The sequence below is a fragment of the Alloscardovia macacae genome (assembly GCF_002259705.1).
GTDB classification, from domain to species: Bacteria; Actinomycetota; Actinomycetes; order Actinomycetales; family Bifidobacteriaceae; genus Alloscardovia; species Alloscardovia macacae.
Genome location: NZ_MWWT01000005.1, coordinates 136,200 through 153,783, shown reverse-complemented (window position 1 = coordinate 153,783; position 17,584 = coordinate 136,200). Strand labels below are relative to the sequence as shown.

Below are 17,584 nucleotides of genomic sequence, written 5' to 3'. Positions count from 1 at the left end.
CCCCATTTTTAGCTGACCTTCCTTACATTCGCTCGAATTTTCATCCGGAATCGAACTAGATTTCGAGCCTCACGCCACCTTCTTGCTTACTTCTCGAAGTACCCACTCTCCCCCAGCCGAGCCGAAGGATCGAGGAGCATGGCTTTCTCCACTTCATGCGCGTCGTACCTCTGACCTCCTCGAGAACCGCCACGAGAAGAATCCTCACGATACCTACGGTTATCTATCTGCTCATACAGCGCTTCTTCCCCGCGCATACCCCGCTCGAGGTGGCGTGCGCCTTCAGCGAGGCGTTCGTTTGCACGAGTACGCCATGCTTCGAGAGCTTCTTCACCATACGCAGCACGCACAGATGCTTCGAAGGCACCCGGATGGACGAGAGCGACGAATCCAGACACGTGTCCGAAGCCGAGAGAGGTGACGAGGCCCGCCTTCACGTCGCGACCGCCGTGCACATCATGACCGCCGTGACCGCCACGTCCGTCACTCCCCTCGCCGAACCCCACACGCAGCGGCTTCCTCAGCCACACCATGTGCTCATCGCGCTCAAGCTTCGGGTCCACCACGTCGAGCGAAGCATTGCCTGGAAGCACACCTGTCCTGAACACATCCGTCAGACCATGCATCTGGAAGACGGCCGCACCACCCTTTGCGTGACCCGTCAGGCTCTTCTGGGAGATGACGTACAGTGGGTTACCCACTGAGCGCCCCAGTGCCCGTGCCACGGTGTTATGCAGCTCCGACTCGTTCGGGTCGTTTGCATTCGTAGAAGTATCGTGCTTCGAGACCACGGCTATATCATCCACGCTCACACCCAGCTCGCCGAGCTGACGCGCCAGCACAGACTGAGAACCACCCTGAGCGGCTGCGAGCGCGCCGAGGCCAGGAGCTGGGATGGAGGTATGTGCACCGTCCGCGAAGGACCGCACGTACCCGACCACTCCCGCCACCGGCAGACCCAGCTTCATAGCGATGTCGCCGCGCGTGAGCAGCACGGTACCACCGCCCTGCGCTTCCACGAATCCACCACGGCGGCGGTCATTTGCCCGCGAGAAGAAGCGCGCGTCGATGCCCTTCGCATACATGTCAGCAGAATTGGCTGTCGCATTCATGTATCCGAAGCCATTTACCGACTCGGTGCCGATGTCATCGATAGCGCCCGCCACGACGAAGTCTGCCTTTCCGAGGCGGATCTTATCGTAGCCTTCTTCCACCGATACTGCTGCCGTCGCGCACGCAGATACTGGCTGGACCATGGATCCATATCCGCCGATGTACGACTGCATGACGTGTGCGGCCACCACATTCGGCAGAGCTTCCTGGAGTATGTCGCTCGGATAGTCCTTATTCAGGTAGCGCTCGAGGTAGAGCTTACGCATGGATGCCATGCCACCAAAACCTGTACCCTGCGTACTGGCCACCTGGGACGGGTGGACGGCCTGCAGGATTTCTGCTGGGCTGAAGCCTGCTCCTATAAAGGAGTCCACTGCGGTGACGATGTTCCATAGAGCGATAGGATCCACGTCTTCCACCATGGAGCTTGGGATGCCCCAGCGTGTCGGGTCGAAGCCACGTGGGAATTGACCTCCCACAGTACGCGTCATGACGGTGCGGCGCGGCACGTGTACGCGCGAACCGGCAGCACGCGTGACGAGCCACTCGCCAGACTGCTCATCGAAGTGCACGGAGGTCCGCTCGGCATCCGCGTCCGCGTATTCGCGCGCGGTCTTCTCGTCCGCCACGGCGAACGTGACGTCGTGGTCGAGGAAGATCTCCGCGGCATCCTCGTTCGTCCCATGCAGGAAATCCGCACCCATGCCGTCGTCGAATTCGCGGATACCGCTGCGCGCCACGACCTCGTCATGGAAGCGCTCCCAGATGTCCTCTTCCGGCACGAGAGCGCCGTCCGCGTCATACCAGCCCGGCTTCGGCGCATCTGCCCAGGAGATAAGACCCATATTCCACGCGAGCTCTATGACGCCCGTCGCGTTCAGGTCCACGCTGCCGTCCGCGCGAATGCCCAGCTCAGCTTGCAGGCGCGTGCGGCCGAAGCCCCACGTTCCCAGCTCGCCGATGTTCACGATGACCACTTCATCCTCCGGACGCGCGGTGACGTTCTGCCAGTCTGCCGCGTGGACGGCTGGCTGAGCAGGCACGTGTGGCGTCGGCAGCGCTTTGAGCTCGAGGGCGGCGGGAGCGTCCGACTTTTGTGCAGGTCGTTCCACGCCGCCCGCACCCTCCTCAGCCACACGCCGCTGCGCCTCAGCCCGCAGCCCACTGAGGTCCAGCTTCTGCGCACCGAGTCCGCCCGTGAGGTCCACGCTCAGCGCCCCGGATGCGTCCGTCAGCGCGCGCACGGCAGCTGCCCGCGCCTCACGCGAGCACAGCGTCAGCAGCTCGCGCGCCATCTCAGCGGTGGTATACGTGCGAATTCCGCGCTCTTCGACCACATCCACGAGCGGATCGTTTCCACCCATAAGCCCGGTGCCGCGCACCCAGCCGATGAGCGGATGCGCGAAGCTGACATGCTCGGACCAGTCACGCTCGGCCTGTGCTCGGCGCACGATGGCGTCGAAGGCGGCCTTCACCTCGCCATACGCTCCGTCACCGCCGAAGATTCCTCGGTTCGGAGAGCCTGGAAGGATCACGTGCAGACGGTGCGCGATGTTCGTGTCCGCTCCGAGCGGTGCGAGACCTGCTATGGCGCGCTCCACACCCCAGAGCATGAGCCGCGCCTGGGATTCGAAGAGTTCGCCCGAATCGGCGAGCGTGCCGTGCACAGGCGGCGCTGCGAACGGGAAGAAGAGCGTCGGGCTGAGCCCAGGCTTGATCACGTCAGTCGTCGCGCCGTGCGTTTCCTTCTGCTCGGACCCTATCCACGCTACGAGCGCGTCCACGTCGCGGAAGCTCGAGAGATTCGCTGGAACGAGCCAGAGCTTCGCGCCCGAGACAGCGTGCGCACGGTAGACGTCTTTCGCCCACTGCTTGACTGCCGGAGAGAAGCTGTGACTCGTGGCGATGACGCTCGCTCCGCCTTCGAGTAGTCCCGCGACGACCTCGCCCGCGATGGAGTGTGCGGACACGCCGGTGACCACGGCCACGTCATGCATATACGGCGCGTTCTGCTCGTCGAGCTGCTCGAGAGCGCTCTGCGCTATCGTCTCGAAGACGTCCTTCTGCTCGCCCGAGCTGAGGCCCGCGTACCAGCGCGCCTGCTCGGCTATGGTCTGGCCGAGGCCCGTAAAGTGATGCGCTGCTGCTTCAGCATCCTTCTCGTGATAGATGCGTGCGAGGTCTTCGCGCGCGCTCGCCCAGCGGTCGTCCAGGAGGATGGCTTTGCGTTCGTCGAAGCGCGGGCTGACCTGCTCCACCCAGTTCGCACCGAGTTCAGCTTCCACCGCCTCGATGAGCGCTGCGTCCGCGTTTTCGCTCGGCGTGCTTTCGGCTTCTCGGATGCCCAATTCTTCCAGAACCGTGCGAGCCATCGTCGCGAGCACTCCGTTTTCTCCGGTGACTTTCTCCGCGAAAGCATTCAGAGCTGCCGAATCCACCACAGCACCGGCCGCATTCGAGCTCGTCGAGGCGAGCGAAACCGTCACCCCACGGCGTGCAGCCACCTGCTGGACAGCCTGGTCGATGAGCTGATCAGCACCAGCAGCATTCGCTACCGCGTCGGTAGGCAGAGATGTAAGCTCTCCCCCGCGTGTGCTCGAGCCCTCGCGCGTGGCGAGGAGAATCTCAGCCGTCACAGCTGCCACCCAGCCCTCGCCGAGTCCCCATGCAGTGCTGACACGCTGAGCGATGCGCGTGGCCTTCACTCCAGCTGCGCCGAAGAGCGCGTGGAGGCGCTCACGGATGGCATCACTGAGCACAGGGCCAAACGCACTATAGCGTGGAGCCACCGACTGGACGATGCCGTAGAGTGCGCTCACACTCGCTTCGGCTGCGCCTTCCACACTGGCCACACCGAGCTCTGTGGAGATGTCCATAAGAAGCTGGTTACGCTTCGAGGAGACTCCGTTCGTGAGAGTATCTGTGGTGTCCGCATCGCCTATCTGATCCGGGCGGATCTTCGCACTGAAGGCCAGCAGAGTGGCGATGGCGTCCGCCGCAGTGAAGTGGATGTCTGCTACTGGCTCGGCGGAGGCGGCAGAGACAGAGGCGGACACTGGCGCTGGGGATACAGGAGCTACGTCTTCCTGCGGGGCCTCGTGCGCGACCTTCTCGGCGTCTTCTACCTCCACGTCCTGCGGTACGAGCGAATCCGCATCCGTATCCGTCAGGTAGACGCGAGACGCATCGCGGCCCACGTTCCAGACCTGTGTGGTCCGATGTGCAAAATCTGGAAGAGCGAGAGTGCGCGACCCCATATTCGCGAGAGTAGGAGCCTTCCCCAGCCCCACTTCCACATAGTTCTCCACACCCAGCGTGCCGAACAGCAAAGCCTGCGTCTCTATCCAGCGCACCGGAGAGGCAAATTGCCAGCTCAGAAGCTCGGTGAGCAGCAGACGTCCGAGCTTCTGCTCGTCTGCAGCATACTCAGCCCAGAGCGCGTCGTCGTCCAGCGCAGCCTGAATGCGCGCAGACGGCACGACGTCCAGAATAGAGCGCGCGAAGTCCTTCGTCAGCTCGAACGGACGCGCCACGAGATTCGGAATGTAGCGCCCCACGAGCACGGAATAATCCATATGAGCCGGAAGCAGCGCGTCCAGCTTATCGCGGAACTCCGGCACCCCGGACCGCAGCTTCGTAGAGTGGAACGGTACGTCGATGCCCGGAACATACATGAACGGACGCTTGCCGCCAGCCGCAGCTGCGCGCGCAGACGCATCGCGGTTCAGATACTCGAGACCAGCTATGGTGCCCGCTACGGCATACTGCGAGCCAGCGAGGTTAAAGTTCACTATCTCGAGGAACTCGCCCGACTCCTTCGCCACCTGAGCGATATACTGCTTCACCGTGGCATCCGTCACGCCGAACTGGTTCGGACGCAGCGCTCCCATGCGGTAATTCGAACGGCCGCGCGCATCGCGCTCGATGAGGTGATGCATAGTCGAGCCGCGGTGGAAGACGAGCTCCACCACCGTCTCCAGCGGGATAATCTGCGCGAACGCACCCAGCGCGTTATACTCGCCGAGCGAATGCCCAGCGAAGTATGCCGGCTCGAAGGTTACACCCGCCTCACGCATGCGCGCACTCTGTGCGAACGCTACCGTGGCCAGCGCCACCTGCGTAAACTGCGTAAGATTCAGCAGACCCTCTGGATGGCGGTACGTCACGCCCTTCGCGGTGAGCTCGGTAGGATTATCTCGTACGACGGTGAGGATGGAGAAGCCGAGCTTCTCACGCGTCACCTTATCCGCACGCTCCCAGACTTCGCGCGCTGCAGGAGACTGCGCGCGCTCGTCTAAGACCATGCCCTGGCTCTGCACGCCCTGGCCTGGGTAGACGTACGCGCTTACTGGTGGGCGCACGATGGCCGTGGCCACGGAGACGACGGTTTTTTCGCCAGATGAGCCGTTCGCACCGTCCGAACCAGATACGCGGCACGTCACCTCGAGCACGAGGCCGCCACGCGCCACCTTCCCCACGCGCTCCACGGACACTTCTACAGTGTCGCCCAGCTGTACCATGCCATACATGGCATATGTCCAGCCTTCCACCTGCCAGTGCGCGCCCTTCACATCCGTGCTCTGCACGGCATGCTGAGCCACAGCAGACAGCCACATGCCATGCACGATAGGTGCATTCAGACCGCTGACGCGTGCAGCACGAACAGACGTGTGGATAGGATTAAAATCTCCCGATGTGCGCGCGAAGGCAGTCATATCGCTCGGAGCAGTGACGGTGACGCGGCGCAGGAGACGGCGTGGAGTGTCCCGGATGTCGATGTCCGCGACCTGGGCGCCCGCGTCTGCGCTACCCTGTCCCAGTCCACCATATGGCGCTGCTGGCTCAGGAAGCGCGCTCGAATATGCTCGACCGCGAATGGCCAGGCGCTCGGTCTGACGCGCGACGAGAGTACCGTCAGCGAGTCGGTGCTCCACATGCACAGTGATGACGCGGCCCGATGCAGTTTCCTCGTACGCGTCTGCCCAGCTGGTGAGCTGAATGCGCTCGCCCGCATGCTCGAGCAGCTGCTCCTCGCTGACCGCGAGCGCGATGCTGTGGTCCAGATGCACAGTATTCAGCAGGCCTTCGATCACAGGCATGTCTCCCACGTACACGCTCCCGAGTGCCGCGTAAATGGCTGGCCAGGCCGGACCTACGAGCGCATCTGGAGCCAGTGCGCTCGGCGCGAGATTCTCCGGAAGGGCCGCTCCCGCGACTGCCCAGTGATCCATGCCGAGGTTCGCGCTGAAAGTGTAATCTGCGCGGACGGTTCCGTATGGATGCACATCATCCCTGTCTGACCTATCCACGCGTGGCAGCTCAGTGATTTCGTCACCGGTTATCGCGGTATGCCCCACGCCCGCGGTTCCGGCGAGCATGGCATAGACGTGCTCGCTCAGGCGTTCGGCATCCACCACCGGCATACGGCTTGGCTCAGATGGGTTCAGTTTCAGCGGGATGACGATGTTCCGCACGGCGTGCTTGGCTAGGCCACCGTCCGCGTCACCGTCCCAGTGCGTGTCGAGATGAATGTCAAGGTCGTAGCTGTCTGCAGTATCCGAAACCGCGCGGATTTCGTAATACCCGTCCTCTGCGCTCGAGCCGTAGGCTGGGTTCTCCATGACGTGGCCGAGCCAGGAGATAGTCGGCGCGTTTCGGATGAATGCGTCTGGCGTAGCGCTGTCCTGCAGGCCTGAGTAGAGCTCTGCTGGTTCCGCTTCTGCTTCGTCTGCGGCGCGCTGGACGCATGCCTGCTCGAAACGGCCGAGAATAGTGCCAATTTTCTCGTTCTTTTCAGTAATCCCTGCCACAGACACTGGTCCTGGGATAATGCGGACAGCATCCGCACTGTAGCGTTCATCTTCTGACTGCCACAGCTGGTCGCGCCCCCACCAGCGCAGCAGGTCACCGTCGATGACGGGAACGAACGGCACCGGCTTCGCGGATTCGTTACACAGCGCAGGAAGCCACGCAGCATCCGCAGGCGTAACCTTCAGAGCATCCACCTGTGGATAATGCTCGCGCAGGGATGCGATGGCCGTCGCTGGATTTTCTACGGTGTGAAGAGACGGGAAGATTGAGATAAAAGTCCCATGATCCACGTCCACCACGCGCGCCTCCACGCGCTGCAGCAGATGCCAGAAGCGCGTCGCATACGACGGATCCGCCCACGGGAAGCTGAGCGCGGCGAAACGCTCGGCCCACTGCGCATACGTCATATCCTCCGAGTCGCCGAAATACGGCTTCGACGTCTGGCCGATGGCCTCGATGACCTCCGCACGGCGCGCCTGAAGCTCCTCCGGATGTTTCTCCAGGTATGCGATGAGCCGTCCCGCGCGCGACGACGCATTCTCTATCTCGTAGATATCCGCGTGCAGATGCGACATACCCGACGAGACACCACCGATCTCACCGCCCGCAGGAACCCAGCGCTCAGCCGGAGCGAACGGATCCGCGCTCTGATCGCTCGTTTGAGCAGGAACGGACACGACGCCCGGCGTGGCCACGAGCAAATCCTTCACCTGCTCACTCGTATGCGCTTCCTTCGCTACCATAGCGGCCGTGCCCACGAGCACGCCATCCACAGGCATACGCGCCACACCATAGCCCTCTGACCAGCTTCCCGACATGTAATCCGCCGCGCGCTCAGGCGTGCCTATGCCACCGCCCACCACGAGAACGACGTTCCCCGTCTCACGAATCTGACCATAAGTCTCGAGGAGCATGTCATCGAGGCTCTCCCAGGAGTGGTGTCCCCCGGCGAGGCCACCCTCCACTTCCATGAGAATCTGCAAAGGCTGAACGGCACGCGCGATGCGCAGCACATTCTGAATCTGCGCCACCGTGCCCGGCTTAAAGCCCACATACGGGAAACCATCAGCCTGCAGAGAATGCACGAGCTCGACGCCTTCCTCGAACTCGGGGATGCCTGCGGAGATAATGACGCCGTCTATGGCAGCACCCGACGCGCGCTTTTTCGAGACGATCCGCTGCGTACCGAACTGGAGATTCCACAGATAGCGGTCCATGAACATGGTGTTAAATTCGATGGATCGACCCTCGTCGAGCAGCTCGTCGAGGTCTGCCATGTTCTGGTTAAAGATGTCTTCGGTCACTTGGCCGCCGCCAGCCATCTCAGCCCAGTAGCCGGCGTTTGCCGCTGCTGCCACGAGCTCGGCGTCCACCGTGGTCGGCGTCATGCCGGCCAGGAGGATAGGCGGGCGGCCCGTCAGACGCGTGAAAGCGGTGCTGATGTGGGTGGCCTGCGGCGTCCGTGCGTTCTGCGCGGTCTGAGTGGTCTGAGTGGCCTGCGTGACCCGCGCTGCCTGCGCAGTCTGCGAGGTCAAGCCCGTGCGGATGACGCGCGGCGCGAAGCGCGACCAGTCTGCCGTACGCTCGAACTTTTCACCGTCTGTGATGAGCTTCACGCGGTCTTCAGCACTAGCAGCCGAGACCACACCTGCTCCCGTACCATCCACGAGAGCGGTGGTGAGCTTCGCCATAGTGCTGCCCGGGCCGAGGTCCACGAACCAGAGGGCATCGGCGTTCTCAGACTGCGAAGTACTGTTCGCCTGAGCCACATCCGCCGCCCAGTCCACGTGGTCCACGAGCACATGCTGTGCGAGGCTGCGAGCGCGCTCCACGCTCGCAGCGCTCAGGTCACACTCCTTCGCCCAGCGCTCCACGAGGCCCACAGCCTCCGTCATGAGCGGGCTGTGGAATGGCGCAGTGACCTCCAGATACTCCATCTGTGGAGTAAAGACACTGCCACCACGCTTTTTCTCCTCACGCTGCTTCGCTTGCTTCGCACTTTCCCTCTGAGCTGCCGCCTGAACAGCTTCGAGATCTGCTGGATAGCCCGACAGTACGACGTGTGTGGCCGAGTTCTGCACTGCCACGGATACTGGGCCACGCAGTGCGTGCCCTGTGCCAGCGCGGCGGATGAGCTCGTCTGCCTGGGCACGCGTGATGCCCTTGATGGAGAGCATCGGCGTGGAGGTGTGCGCGGTGGCCATGCCGAGTGTGCGTGCAGTGCGTGTGGCTGCCAGGCCTATGAGACGCGCGGTGGCGAGGATAGTGGCGATGTCTTCGTCCGAACTGTCCGTACTCTCCGTCTGCAGTGTGCGCACCACCTCCACAGCGAGCATACCCTGCGAGTGGCCGAGCACTGCGCGCAGCTGTGGCGAGCGCACATCGAGCCCTAAGTCCATAAGGTCGAGCAGAACACCTATCTGTGCGGTGAGGATGCCTGGCACGGAGACTGCTGCTTCTGCGGCGCGTCCGAGCGTGAGCGCTGGGCTCGCATAACTGAGGATGTCCACGTCACGCCCCGTAATGGCGAGCGCGTCGGATGCCACCGGGCTGATGATCTGTGCCGAGCGCGTCAGGAGCTGCGCTAGGCGCTCGGTGACCTGCGGGTTTGCTTTGAGGTCCTCGAGCGTGTTCGTCCATGGGGTGGACTGCCCGCCGAAGATGAGAGCGTATGGTTCTGCGTTAAATCGGTTCATGAGGGAAGTCATAGGTATCCTTGTGTCGAGAGTGAGTGAGTGAGAATGGCTTACAGTGGCTGATTTCCGTGCTTGCGCTGGTGCGTGCGCCGACCGCGTTTGTTCTGAAGGAGCACGAGCGAACGTTCGATGGTCTCACGAGTTTGCGCCGGATCTATCATGGCGTCTATCTCGCCTTTTTCGAGAGACAGGTTTGCGTTCACCGTGCTTTTTTCGTAGTCCGCGATGAGCTGGGCGCGCACCTCGTCCACGTTCTGCCCGTTATCCTGAGCTTTTCTCAATTCTTTGCGGTGAATAATATTCACCGCTCCTGCGGCTCCGAGTACCGCTATCTGTGAGTGAGGCCAGGCGAAGTTAAAGTCTGCGCCCATGGACTTCGAGCCCATGACGATGTATGCGCCACCGAACGCTTTTCTTAAGATGACAGTGATGAGTGGCACGCTCGCATTCGCGTAGGCGTAGATGACTTTCGCTCCCCTGCGGATGATGCCCGCATGTTCCTGGTCACTGCCCGGCTTATATCCCGGCACATCCACGAGAGTAATGACAGGAAGATTAAACGCATCGCACAAGCGCACGAAGCGAGCCAGCTTTTCGGAGGCATCCACGTCCAGAATGCCAGCGCGTACCGCAGGCTGGTTCGCCACGATGCCCACACTCTGCCCCTTAATGCATGCAAATCCCACCACCACGGAAGGGGCAAAGAGCTCATGCACTTCGAGAAACTCTCCATAATCCACGAGACAGTGGATGACGTCCACCACATCATAGGGCTGGCGGTCACTTTCTGGGATAATGCTTCCTATGCGGCGCGCTGCTTCCTCTTCGGCATGGCCGTTTGAGTAGGGATACACCGGAGCTTTCTCTTCGCTGCTGTCGGGCAGATAAGCGAGCACTGTGCGTACATAGTCGATGGCGTCCGCCTCATCCTCGCCGAGGTAGTGCGCCACGCCAGATGTGGCATTATGGACATATCCGCCACCGAGTTCATCCATAGAGATCTGCTCGCCGGTGGCTGCCTTGACCACATCGGGACCGGTGACGAACATGTAGGAATTGTCCTTCGTCATGACGATCATATCTGTCAGCGCCGGACAGTACACCGCGCCACCCGCACACGGTCCGAGGATAAGCGAAATCTGCGGGATAACACCCGAGGCTTCGCACGTCTTCGAAAAAATCCGGCCGTACTGCGTCAGCGCGCTCACGCCTTCCTGGATACGCGCGCCACCCGAGTCGATGAGCGCGACGACGGGCACTTTCAGCTCCATGGCCATGTCCAGAAGATGGCAGATCTTCTGCCCCTCGGCCTCTCCCATGGTGCCGCCGCGCACAGAAAAGTCCTGCGCATAGACGCCCACTTTACGCCCGCGAATCATGCCGAAGCCTGTGACGACGGCGCTTCCTGCCACGCCAGCGTTAATATTTCCGCCGGCGAAGCGGCCCATCTCCACGAAAGAGTCGCGGTCGAACAGCATGTCGAGACGTTCGCGCGCGGTGTACTTTCCCTTCGGGTGCTGACGAGCGCGCGCATGATCTTCCGCATCATGAGCAAGCTGAGCCGCGCGACGGATTTCAGCACGCAGCGGCTGAGAGGAGTCCGTCTTTTCAGCTCCTTCGATGATGGAGGAGGATGCCCATTCGAGCCTGTCGAGAGTCGTAATCATTTATTTCTCCTCCTTCTTAGCTGACGTCGTACCTGCCGTCGTACTTGCCGTCACATCCACCTTCAGCAAGCCTTCACCCGCATCCACACCGTCTGCCGGCCCTACGTATATCTCCGAAATGACTCCAGCCACGGGCGCGTACACGTAGTTTTCCATCTTCATAGATTCGAGCACCACGAGGAGGTCTCCCTTCGAAACTTTCTGCCCCACAGCCACATTCACGCGAGTGACCACGGCCTGCATAGGAGCCTTGATCTCGCCATTCGAGCCGACGAGGCCACCATCTGCTGGATTCGCGCCCGTGCCTGAGCCCGAGCCAGCCCCGAGCACACCCATGCCCTTACCGCGCAAAGGCTGCGTGCGCCTCGAAGCGATAGGCCTGTGGGAGGTGGACACTGCAGCGATGACATACTCTGGCACGGATATCTTCATGCGACGGTCATCCACTTCCACCACGAAAGTGGTATTCGCCACATCACGCGAGCTGCCCAGCTGCGAGTTCGCACGAAGCGTGCCCAGCTCGCTCGGCTCGACGGAATTCACCTCCCGGTTCACTCCCCCACTCAAGCCAGCGCTCGCCGGCTGACCTGCCCGCGCTGCCTGCGCATGCGTATTCAGGAATGTCGTCTCCAGCCACTTCGTCGTCACGTTAAACTGTCCAGAGCGTCCCCGAGCAGTGAAGTCATCATGTGCGAAAATCTCGTCGTACAGTCCCACCGGCGTAGGCACGCCCTCGAGGGAGAACTCCGAAATAGCGCGATGCACGCGTGCCAGAGCGAGGTCTCGCGTGGCAGCCGTAACGATGAGCTTTCCCATCATGGAGTCATACTTCGGCGAGATAGTATCCCCCGCTGAGACTCCGAAGTCCACGCGGATGCCTGGACCTTCCGGGAAGTGAAGGCTTTCTATAACGCCCGAGCCTGGAGTGAGATTCTTCGCCGGATCTTCGCTCGTTATGCGTAGCTCAAAGCTGTGCCCACGCGTCGCCGCACGCCCCTGAACGCTCACCCCACCACCGTCTGCTATAACGAGCTGCTCGCGCACGAGGTCTATGCCGCACACTTCTTCGGATACCGTGTGCTCCACCTGCAGGCGTGGATTTACTTCGAGGAAGTACACATCCTGCTGCGCAGTCACCATGAACTCGCAGGTTCCCAGTCCCACATAGTCCGCTGCCTCGAAGAGACGCTGGGAGAAGAGATACAGCGTCTCTTCTACAGAGTCACTGAGGAATGGCGCTGGCGCTTCTTCGATGAGTTTCTGGTTTCGCCGCTGTACCGAGCAGTCGCGCGTGGAGTACACGGTAAAGTGACCTGCCGCATCTCGCCCGCACTGGGTTTCCACGTGGCGCGCTTCACTCACGAATTTTTCTATAAAGTATTTATCCAGATCCCCGCCTTGCAGAGCATCGTGGCTCATAAAGAAGGCACGCACATCATCTTCTGTGCGTACCACGGTTATGCCGCGCCCGCCGCCACCATCGGCACGCTTCAGCATAGCCGGGTAGCCATGCGTCGAGCAGAAGTGCAGCAGCGTGTGCACGTCCGAGACAGGCTCAGAGATGCCCGGGACAGGAGTCACCTGAGCACGCTCGGCGAAGCGACGCGCAGTTATCTTATCTCCCAGCTCGTGAAGCGCTTCAGGCCGTGGGCCCACCCAGGTCAGACCCGCGTCGAGCACGCGGCGTGCGAAGTCCGGGTTTTCGGACAGGAAGCCGTAGCCTGGATGAATGGCGTCAGCATGCGCGCGTTCAGCTATCTCGAGGATGCGTTCCACGTTCAGATACGTTTCGTTATACGTATCCCCTGGCATGTGGTAGGCCTCGCTGGCACGCTGAACGTACGGCGCGAGCCGGTCCTGGTCCGAGTAGATGGCCACGGTCTGGATACCCATCTCCTGTGCTGTGCGGATGACGCGTAGCGCTATCTCGCCGCGGTTTGCTATGAGCAGCTTCTTCATGCGTTTTCCCTTCCGAAGGTCTGTGCGTGGAGCACATCTCCCACGTTCACTTCGTATGCGCCGTCGAGCTCGAGGCGTGCGCTCGGCGTGATGTCTGTGGCTTTTCCTATGTGCGTGGTGCCGTCTGCGAGCTGCACACGCACGGCTCGTCCGAGTATGCAGCTTTCGTTTTTCGCCCGCGCTCTGAGTTCGTTCGCGTTCATGCGTGTGAGTGCTGCGTGTATTTTTCTGCCAATTCTTCCTCTGAGCTCCTCTCGCACATCCACGCTCTGATTCAGACTCGTAGCGGCATACAGACCGTCTAATTCTTCAGGCGCTGGAGCGCTGGAAAGGTTTAGTCCTATGCCCATGATGACTGCGAGAGTATCCGGGGTAGGCAGCTCCACGACTTCACAGAGGATGCCGCCGAGCTTCTTCTCGTTCAGGTAGAGGTCATTCGGCCACTTGAGGCGCACAGGAAGCTCAGGATCTATCTGCTCGCGAAGGGCGTCGAGTGTGGCGAGTCCTGCCAGCGTGGGGAGCCAGGAGCCCTGTGTCCCATACAGCCCTCGTGGCACTTCACATACATAGGATGCATAAAAATTCTGCGTATCCGAGCTCACCCACGTGCGGCCGAGGCGGCCGCGGCCTGCTGTCTGCATATCTGCGCTTACGATGGCTCTCAGGCCACTCGAGCCCTGCAGATGCAGGCTGGAGAGCAGAGTGCGCGCCTTAGTATTCGTGGAATCCACGACGTGGTAATGTTCGTTTACTGTCACATATTCTCCTAACAGACTTTATATAAATTACCAATTTTTTCGCCATTTGCCTAGAAAGATTCCTACAAAGTTTCTCTGGCGTTTCTTATAGGTTTCATACAACTATATTTTTTACTATGTGGGTTTTTCACACTTCGTCGTGCGCATTTTGTAGCATAACATACAAGTCTTTCATTTGTACTGACGCACTATCGAAGGAGAAAGAATTGTTTATCACCTCTAATATCTTTGCTCGTTTCCACAGTATATCGTGGGGAAAGTATGCGCTGTTCACTCTGCTTCTCACCGCAGCTGGCATGGCAGGAAAAGTGACTATCCCCGGAACCCAGGTGGGGATAACCATGCAGACTTTCGTCCTCATGCTCGTCGCGCTGAATCTCACACGTACTGAAGGTCTGAGCGTTCTGACCACCTACATCGCTCTCGGATCTGCTGGACTTCCCGTCTTCTCCGGAGGCATGAGCACCGCAGCACTGGTGGGTCCGAGCGCAGGATTCATCTGGGGCTTTATCCCCGCGCTACTCATCTGCGAAAAGCTCGCACGCTCCACACGCGAAAATACTCAGAGCCTTACTGTCCGTTTCCTCGGGTATAGCGCAGCGCTCACTGCCGGCATGATGGTCTTCCTCTACCTCTTCGGCGTCAGCGTGCAAAGTGCCATCACGGGCCTGAGCTGGACAGCACTGATGAGCGCATCCCTGGCGTTCATTCCACTCGACATCGTGAAAACACTGGTCGCAGTGGCTCTCACGTTAGGAATAAAGGGACTCGCGCGTACAGTGAGAACGCTGAAAAAGAAGCAAGAATAAAAATAAAAAGAAAATGGCCGGAAGAAAACTCTCCGGCCATTTTCGCGCAGAAATAGTATAAAATAAAAGGAGGAAGAAACTGCGACAGTTCACCGAAAAGACAGAAAGCGAGACGCTCATGATAGCACCGCCACAGCTCGATAATCTCGACACTCCTGCGCGCGCGGCAGTAGAACTCATCGTTAACGAATGTCTCACCGAATGCGCCGAAAAAACGGACTGGTACCTTACGCTCGGTGAAAATGAAGCCTACTATCTGCGCGTTATACTGCTGACTGCAGTAGCAGATTACATCACTTTCGCACGCGAGCACGCACTGAACACTGCTTACGACGAGGGTGTGTCTGCAGATGAACTCTTCACGCTCGCTCCGCTGGAGACGACCACGAAAATAACACTCGAAAACGTCATCGACGCTATCCGCATAGCAGTAAAAAACGTAGAAAAGCACGTCTCATCTTTCGCACCAGAAGGACAGGAAGCTGCCTACGTGCGTGCAGCCATGTACTTCTCACGCGAAGTAGCCTTCTCCGCTGCGCAAATATACAGCCGTGTAGCAGTAACGCGCACCATCTGGGACACACGCGACGAAGCATTCATCATCGAATCCCTCTTAAACTGCGACTACTCACCGTCCCTCCAGTCTCGCGTGGCGAACTTTAAATGGCAGCCAGACGAGAACTTCTTCGCCATCGTGGGAGACTTCGACACATCCTCCAGTCTGCGCTCCGGATTCGTTCAGGGCGACCTTAGAAACGCCGTCCTTCAGCTCGGCGGACAGGTGTGCATATCCTCACACGATGATTTCACCATACTGCTCATAGGCATGGGAGCAGAAAAGTCTCGCAGACCATTCCTCGAGCTCGCCGCTACACTCTTCGATGAGATTCCTACGGCTTGCATCGGCCCGACGCGCTCTCGCCTCGAAGGAGCTTCTGCCACTCTGCGCGCTGCACTAAACGGCTTTAATGCTCGCTTTGCTTATCCTGAGCATCCGAATCCTATGTTCGCAGAGGATTTGCTCGCTGAGCGCGCACTCTTCGGAGATGATGACGCGCAGCAGGAGCTCTATGAGAAGGTGTACCAGCCTCTCAAGCAGTATGAGCGTAAAACGCAGATACTCAGCACTTTACAGGCCTTCCTCTTCTCGGGGTCTTCTCTCGAACACACTGCACAGGTTCTGAATGTGCATCCAAATACCATACGTTATCGCTTAAAAAAGTCCGCCGAAGTAACCGAATGGGATGCGACGAACGCTCGCGAAGCCTATATCCTCACCACTGCCATAAAGATAGGTCGGTATAAGGATTCACTTCGCGAAGCAGAGGAACGTGCAGCAGCTGCTCGTGAGGAACGTGCTGAAGCTCAGCGCGAAGCACAGTCGGTGGCACGCACGCTCGAGCAGGTGATGGATCAGATGCGCGAATAGGTAAAGGCTACTCAAACGCAGAGTCATCCAGCCGCAGCACTATCCACGGTCATAAAAAGCCTCGGGCATGTATGACCGAGAACTCAAGACTTTACCCCATACGCCAGAGGGCAGCTAGCACCGTGAAAAGCACCAGCTGCCCTCTAGAAGAATGTGCAGGGAACGGTTCACCCGAGTTAAAATCCCCACATTATAGTCTCACGCCCATCACACGTTAAACTTAAACTCCACGACGTCGCCGTCCTGCATCACGTAATCTTTACCTTCGAGGCGCATCTTTCCTTCTTCCTTCACCTTCGCGTAGGAGCCTGCCTCCACGAGGTCGTCGAAGGATACGATGGCAGCCTTAATGAAGCCACGCTCGAAGTCCGAGTGAATCACGCCTGCAGCCTGAGGAGCAGTCCAGCCCTTATGAATAGTCCACGCACGCACTTCCTTCTCACCTGCAGTCAGGTACGTCTGCAGCCCGAGAGTGTCGAAGCCCACGCGCGCCAGCTGGTCGAGGCCGGACTCGCTCAGTCCTGCATCCGCAAGCATCTCGCGTGCGTCATCCTCATCCAGTTCCGTCAGGTCAGACTCGAACTGTGCATTCAGGAAGATGGCCTTCGCTGGAGCCACCATCTCAGACAAACGCGTCTTCAGCGCATCATCCGTCAGCTCATCATCATCCATGTTAAAGACGTAGATGAATGGCTTCGCCGTCAGCAGCTGCAGCTCACGCAGCTCTGCTGGGTCGATGCGACCAGCCTTCGCAGCCTGGTCGATGGTCAGACCTTCTTCGAGCACAGCCTGCGCCTTCTTCACCTCATCGAGGTACTCCGGCTTAATCTTCTTTCCACGCAGATCCTTTTCGAGGCGCGGGATAGCATTCTCGATGGTCTGCAGGTCTGCGAGGATGAGCTCAGTGTTAATGGTCTCGATGTCATCAGTCGGATCTACTTTACCGTTCACGTGGACGATGTCATCATCACTGAACACGCGCGTCACTTCGCAGATGGCGTCTGCTTCACGGATATTCGCGAGGAACTGGTTCCCCAGACCTTCGCCTTCCGAAGCTCCCTTCACTATGCCAGCGATGTCCACGAAGGTAACCGTAGCCGGCACGAGCTTCGTGGTATTCACGATGGGCGCGAGTGCTGCCAGACGCGCATCAGGAAGTGGCACTATACCCGTATTTGGTTCGATGGTGGCGAAGGGATAGTTCTCCGCGAGCACGTTATTCCGAGTTAATGCATTAAACAGTGTGGACTTACCGACGTTCGGCAGGCCCACGATTCCTATAGTTAAAGCCATACTTCTATCTTACCTTCTGCCCTACCGCGGCGTTTTCTGTGGTCGCGGA

7 protein-coding genes are annotated in these 17,584 nt (G+C 59.8%); 2 read left to right on the top strand and 5 right to left on the bottom strand.

Annotated elements, in window-relative coordinates; all coding sequences use genetic code 11:
- Positions 1-86: 86 nt before the first annotated feature.
- The 4 genes from ALMA_RS03490 to ALMA_RS03475 are packed head-to-tail and all read right to left on the bottom strand — an operon-like array spanning position 87 to position 14,004.
- Positions 87-9,632 carry a type I polyketide synthase gene (locus tag ALMA_RS03490; RefSeq protein ID WP_094726381.1) on the bottom strand — a complete coding sequence of 3,182 codons (9,546 nt, stop codon included), beginning with the start codon at positions 9,630-9,632 and terminating at the stop codon, positions 87-89.
- Between the two features lie 38 nt (positions 9,633-9,670).
- Positions 9,671-11,287, bottom strand: coding sequence for an acyl-CoA carboxylase subunit beta (locus tag ALMA_RS03485; RefSeq protein ID WP_094726380.1), 1,617 nt, complete (start codon positions 11,285-11,287; stop codon positions 9,671-9,673).
- A complete protein-coding gene (locus ALMA_RS03480) occupies positions 11,288-13,246 on the bottom strand; it encodes an ATP-binding protein (protein WP_094726379.1) in 1,959 nt (652 codons plus the stop codon).
- Positions 13,243-14,004 (bottom strand): biotin--[acetyl-CoA-carboxylase] ligase, encoded by a 762-nt coding sequence (locus ALMA_RS03475; protein ID WP_158520645.1) that lies wholly within the window; start codon positions 14,002-14,004, stop codon positions 13,243-13,245. Before ALMA_RS03475 ends, ALMA_RS03480 begins: the two co-directional genes overlap by 4 nt.
- 206 nt (positions 14,005-14,210) lie before the next feature.
- Between ALMA_RS03475 and ALMA_RS03470 the strand changes: the two genes are divergently transcribed.
- Together ALMA_RS03470 and ALMA_RS03465 are read left to right on the top strand one after the other, a co-directional pair.
- Positions 14,211-14,813 (top strand): biotin transporter BioY, encoded by a 603-nt coding sequence (locus tag ALMA_RS03470; protein WP_158520644.1) that lies wholly within the window; start codon positions 14,211-14,213, stop codon positions 14,811-14,813.
- A gap of 118 nt (positions 14,814-14,931) precedes the next feature.
- Complete coding sequence (locus ALMA_RS03465) at positions 14,932-16,242, top strand: PucR family transcriptional regulator (RefSeq protein WP_094726376.1); 1,311 nt, start codon at positions 14,932-14,934, stop codon at positions 16,240-16,242.
- 207 nt (positions 16,243-16,449) lie between these two features.
- Here ALMA_RS03465 and ychF read toward each other — a convergent pair whose 3' ends face one another.
- Positions 16,450-17,535, bottom strand: a complete 1,086-nt coding sequence (ychF, locus tag ALMA_RS03460; protein ID WP_094726375.1) for a redox-regulated ATPase YchF — start codon at positions 17,533-17,535, stop codon at positions 16,450-16,452.
- Positions 17,536-17,584: the final 49 nt, after the last annotated feature.

What these genes read in the sequence shown, in the direction of transcription:
- ALMA_RS03490 (WP_094726381.1), bottom strand. Translation starts at nt 9,632, where the DNA reads ATGACTTCCCTCATGAACCGATTTAACGCAGAACCATACGCTCTCATC.
- ALMA_RS03485 (WP_094726380.1), bottom strand. Translation starts at nt 11,287, where the DNA reads ATGATTACGACTCTCGACAGGCTCGAATGGGCATCCTCCTCCATCATC.
- ALMA_RS03480 (WP_094726379.1), bottom strand. Translation starts at nt 13,246, where the DNA reads ATGAAGAAGCTGCTCATAGCAAACCGCGGCGAGATAGCGCTACGCGTC.
- ALMA_RS03465 (WP_094726376.1), top strand. Translation starts at nt 14,932, where the DNA reads ATGATAGCACCGCCACAGCTCGATAATCTCGACACTCCTGCGCGCGCG.
- ychF (WP_094726375.1), bottom strand. Translation starts at nt 17,535, where the DNA reads ATGGCTTTAACTATAGGAATCGTGGGCCTGCCGAACGTCGGTAAGTCC.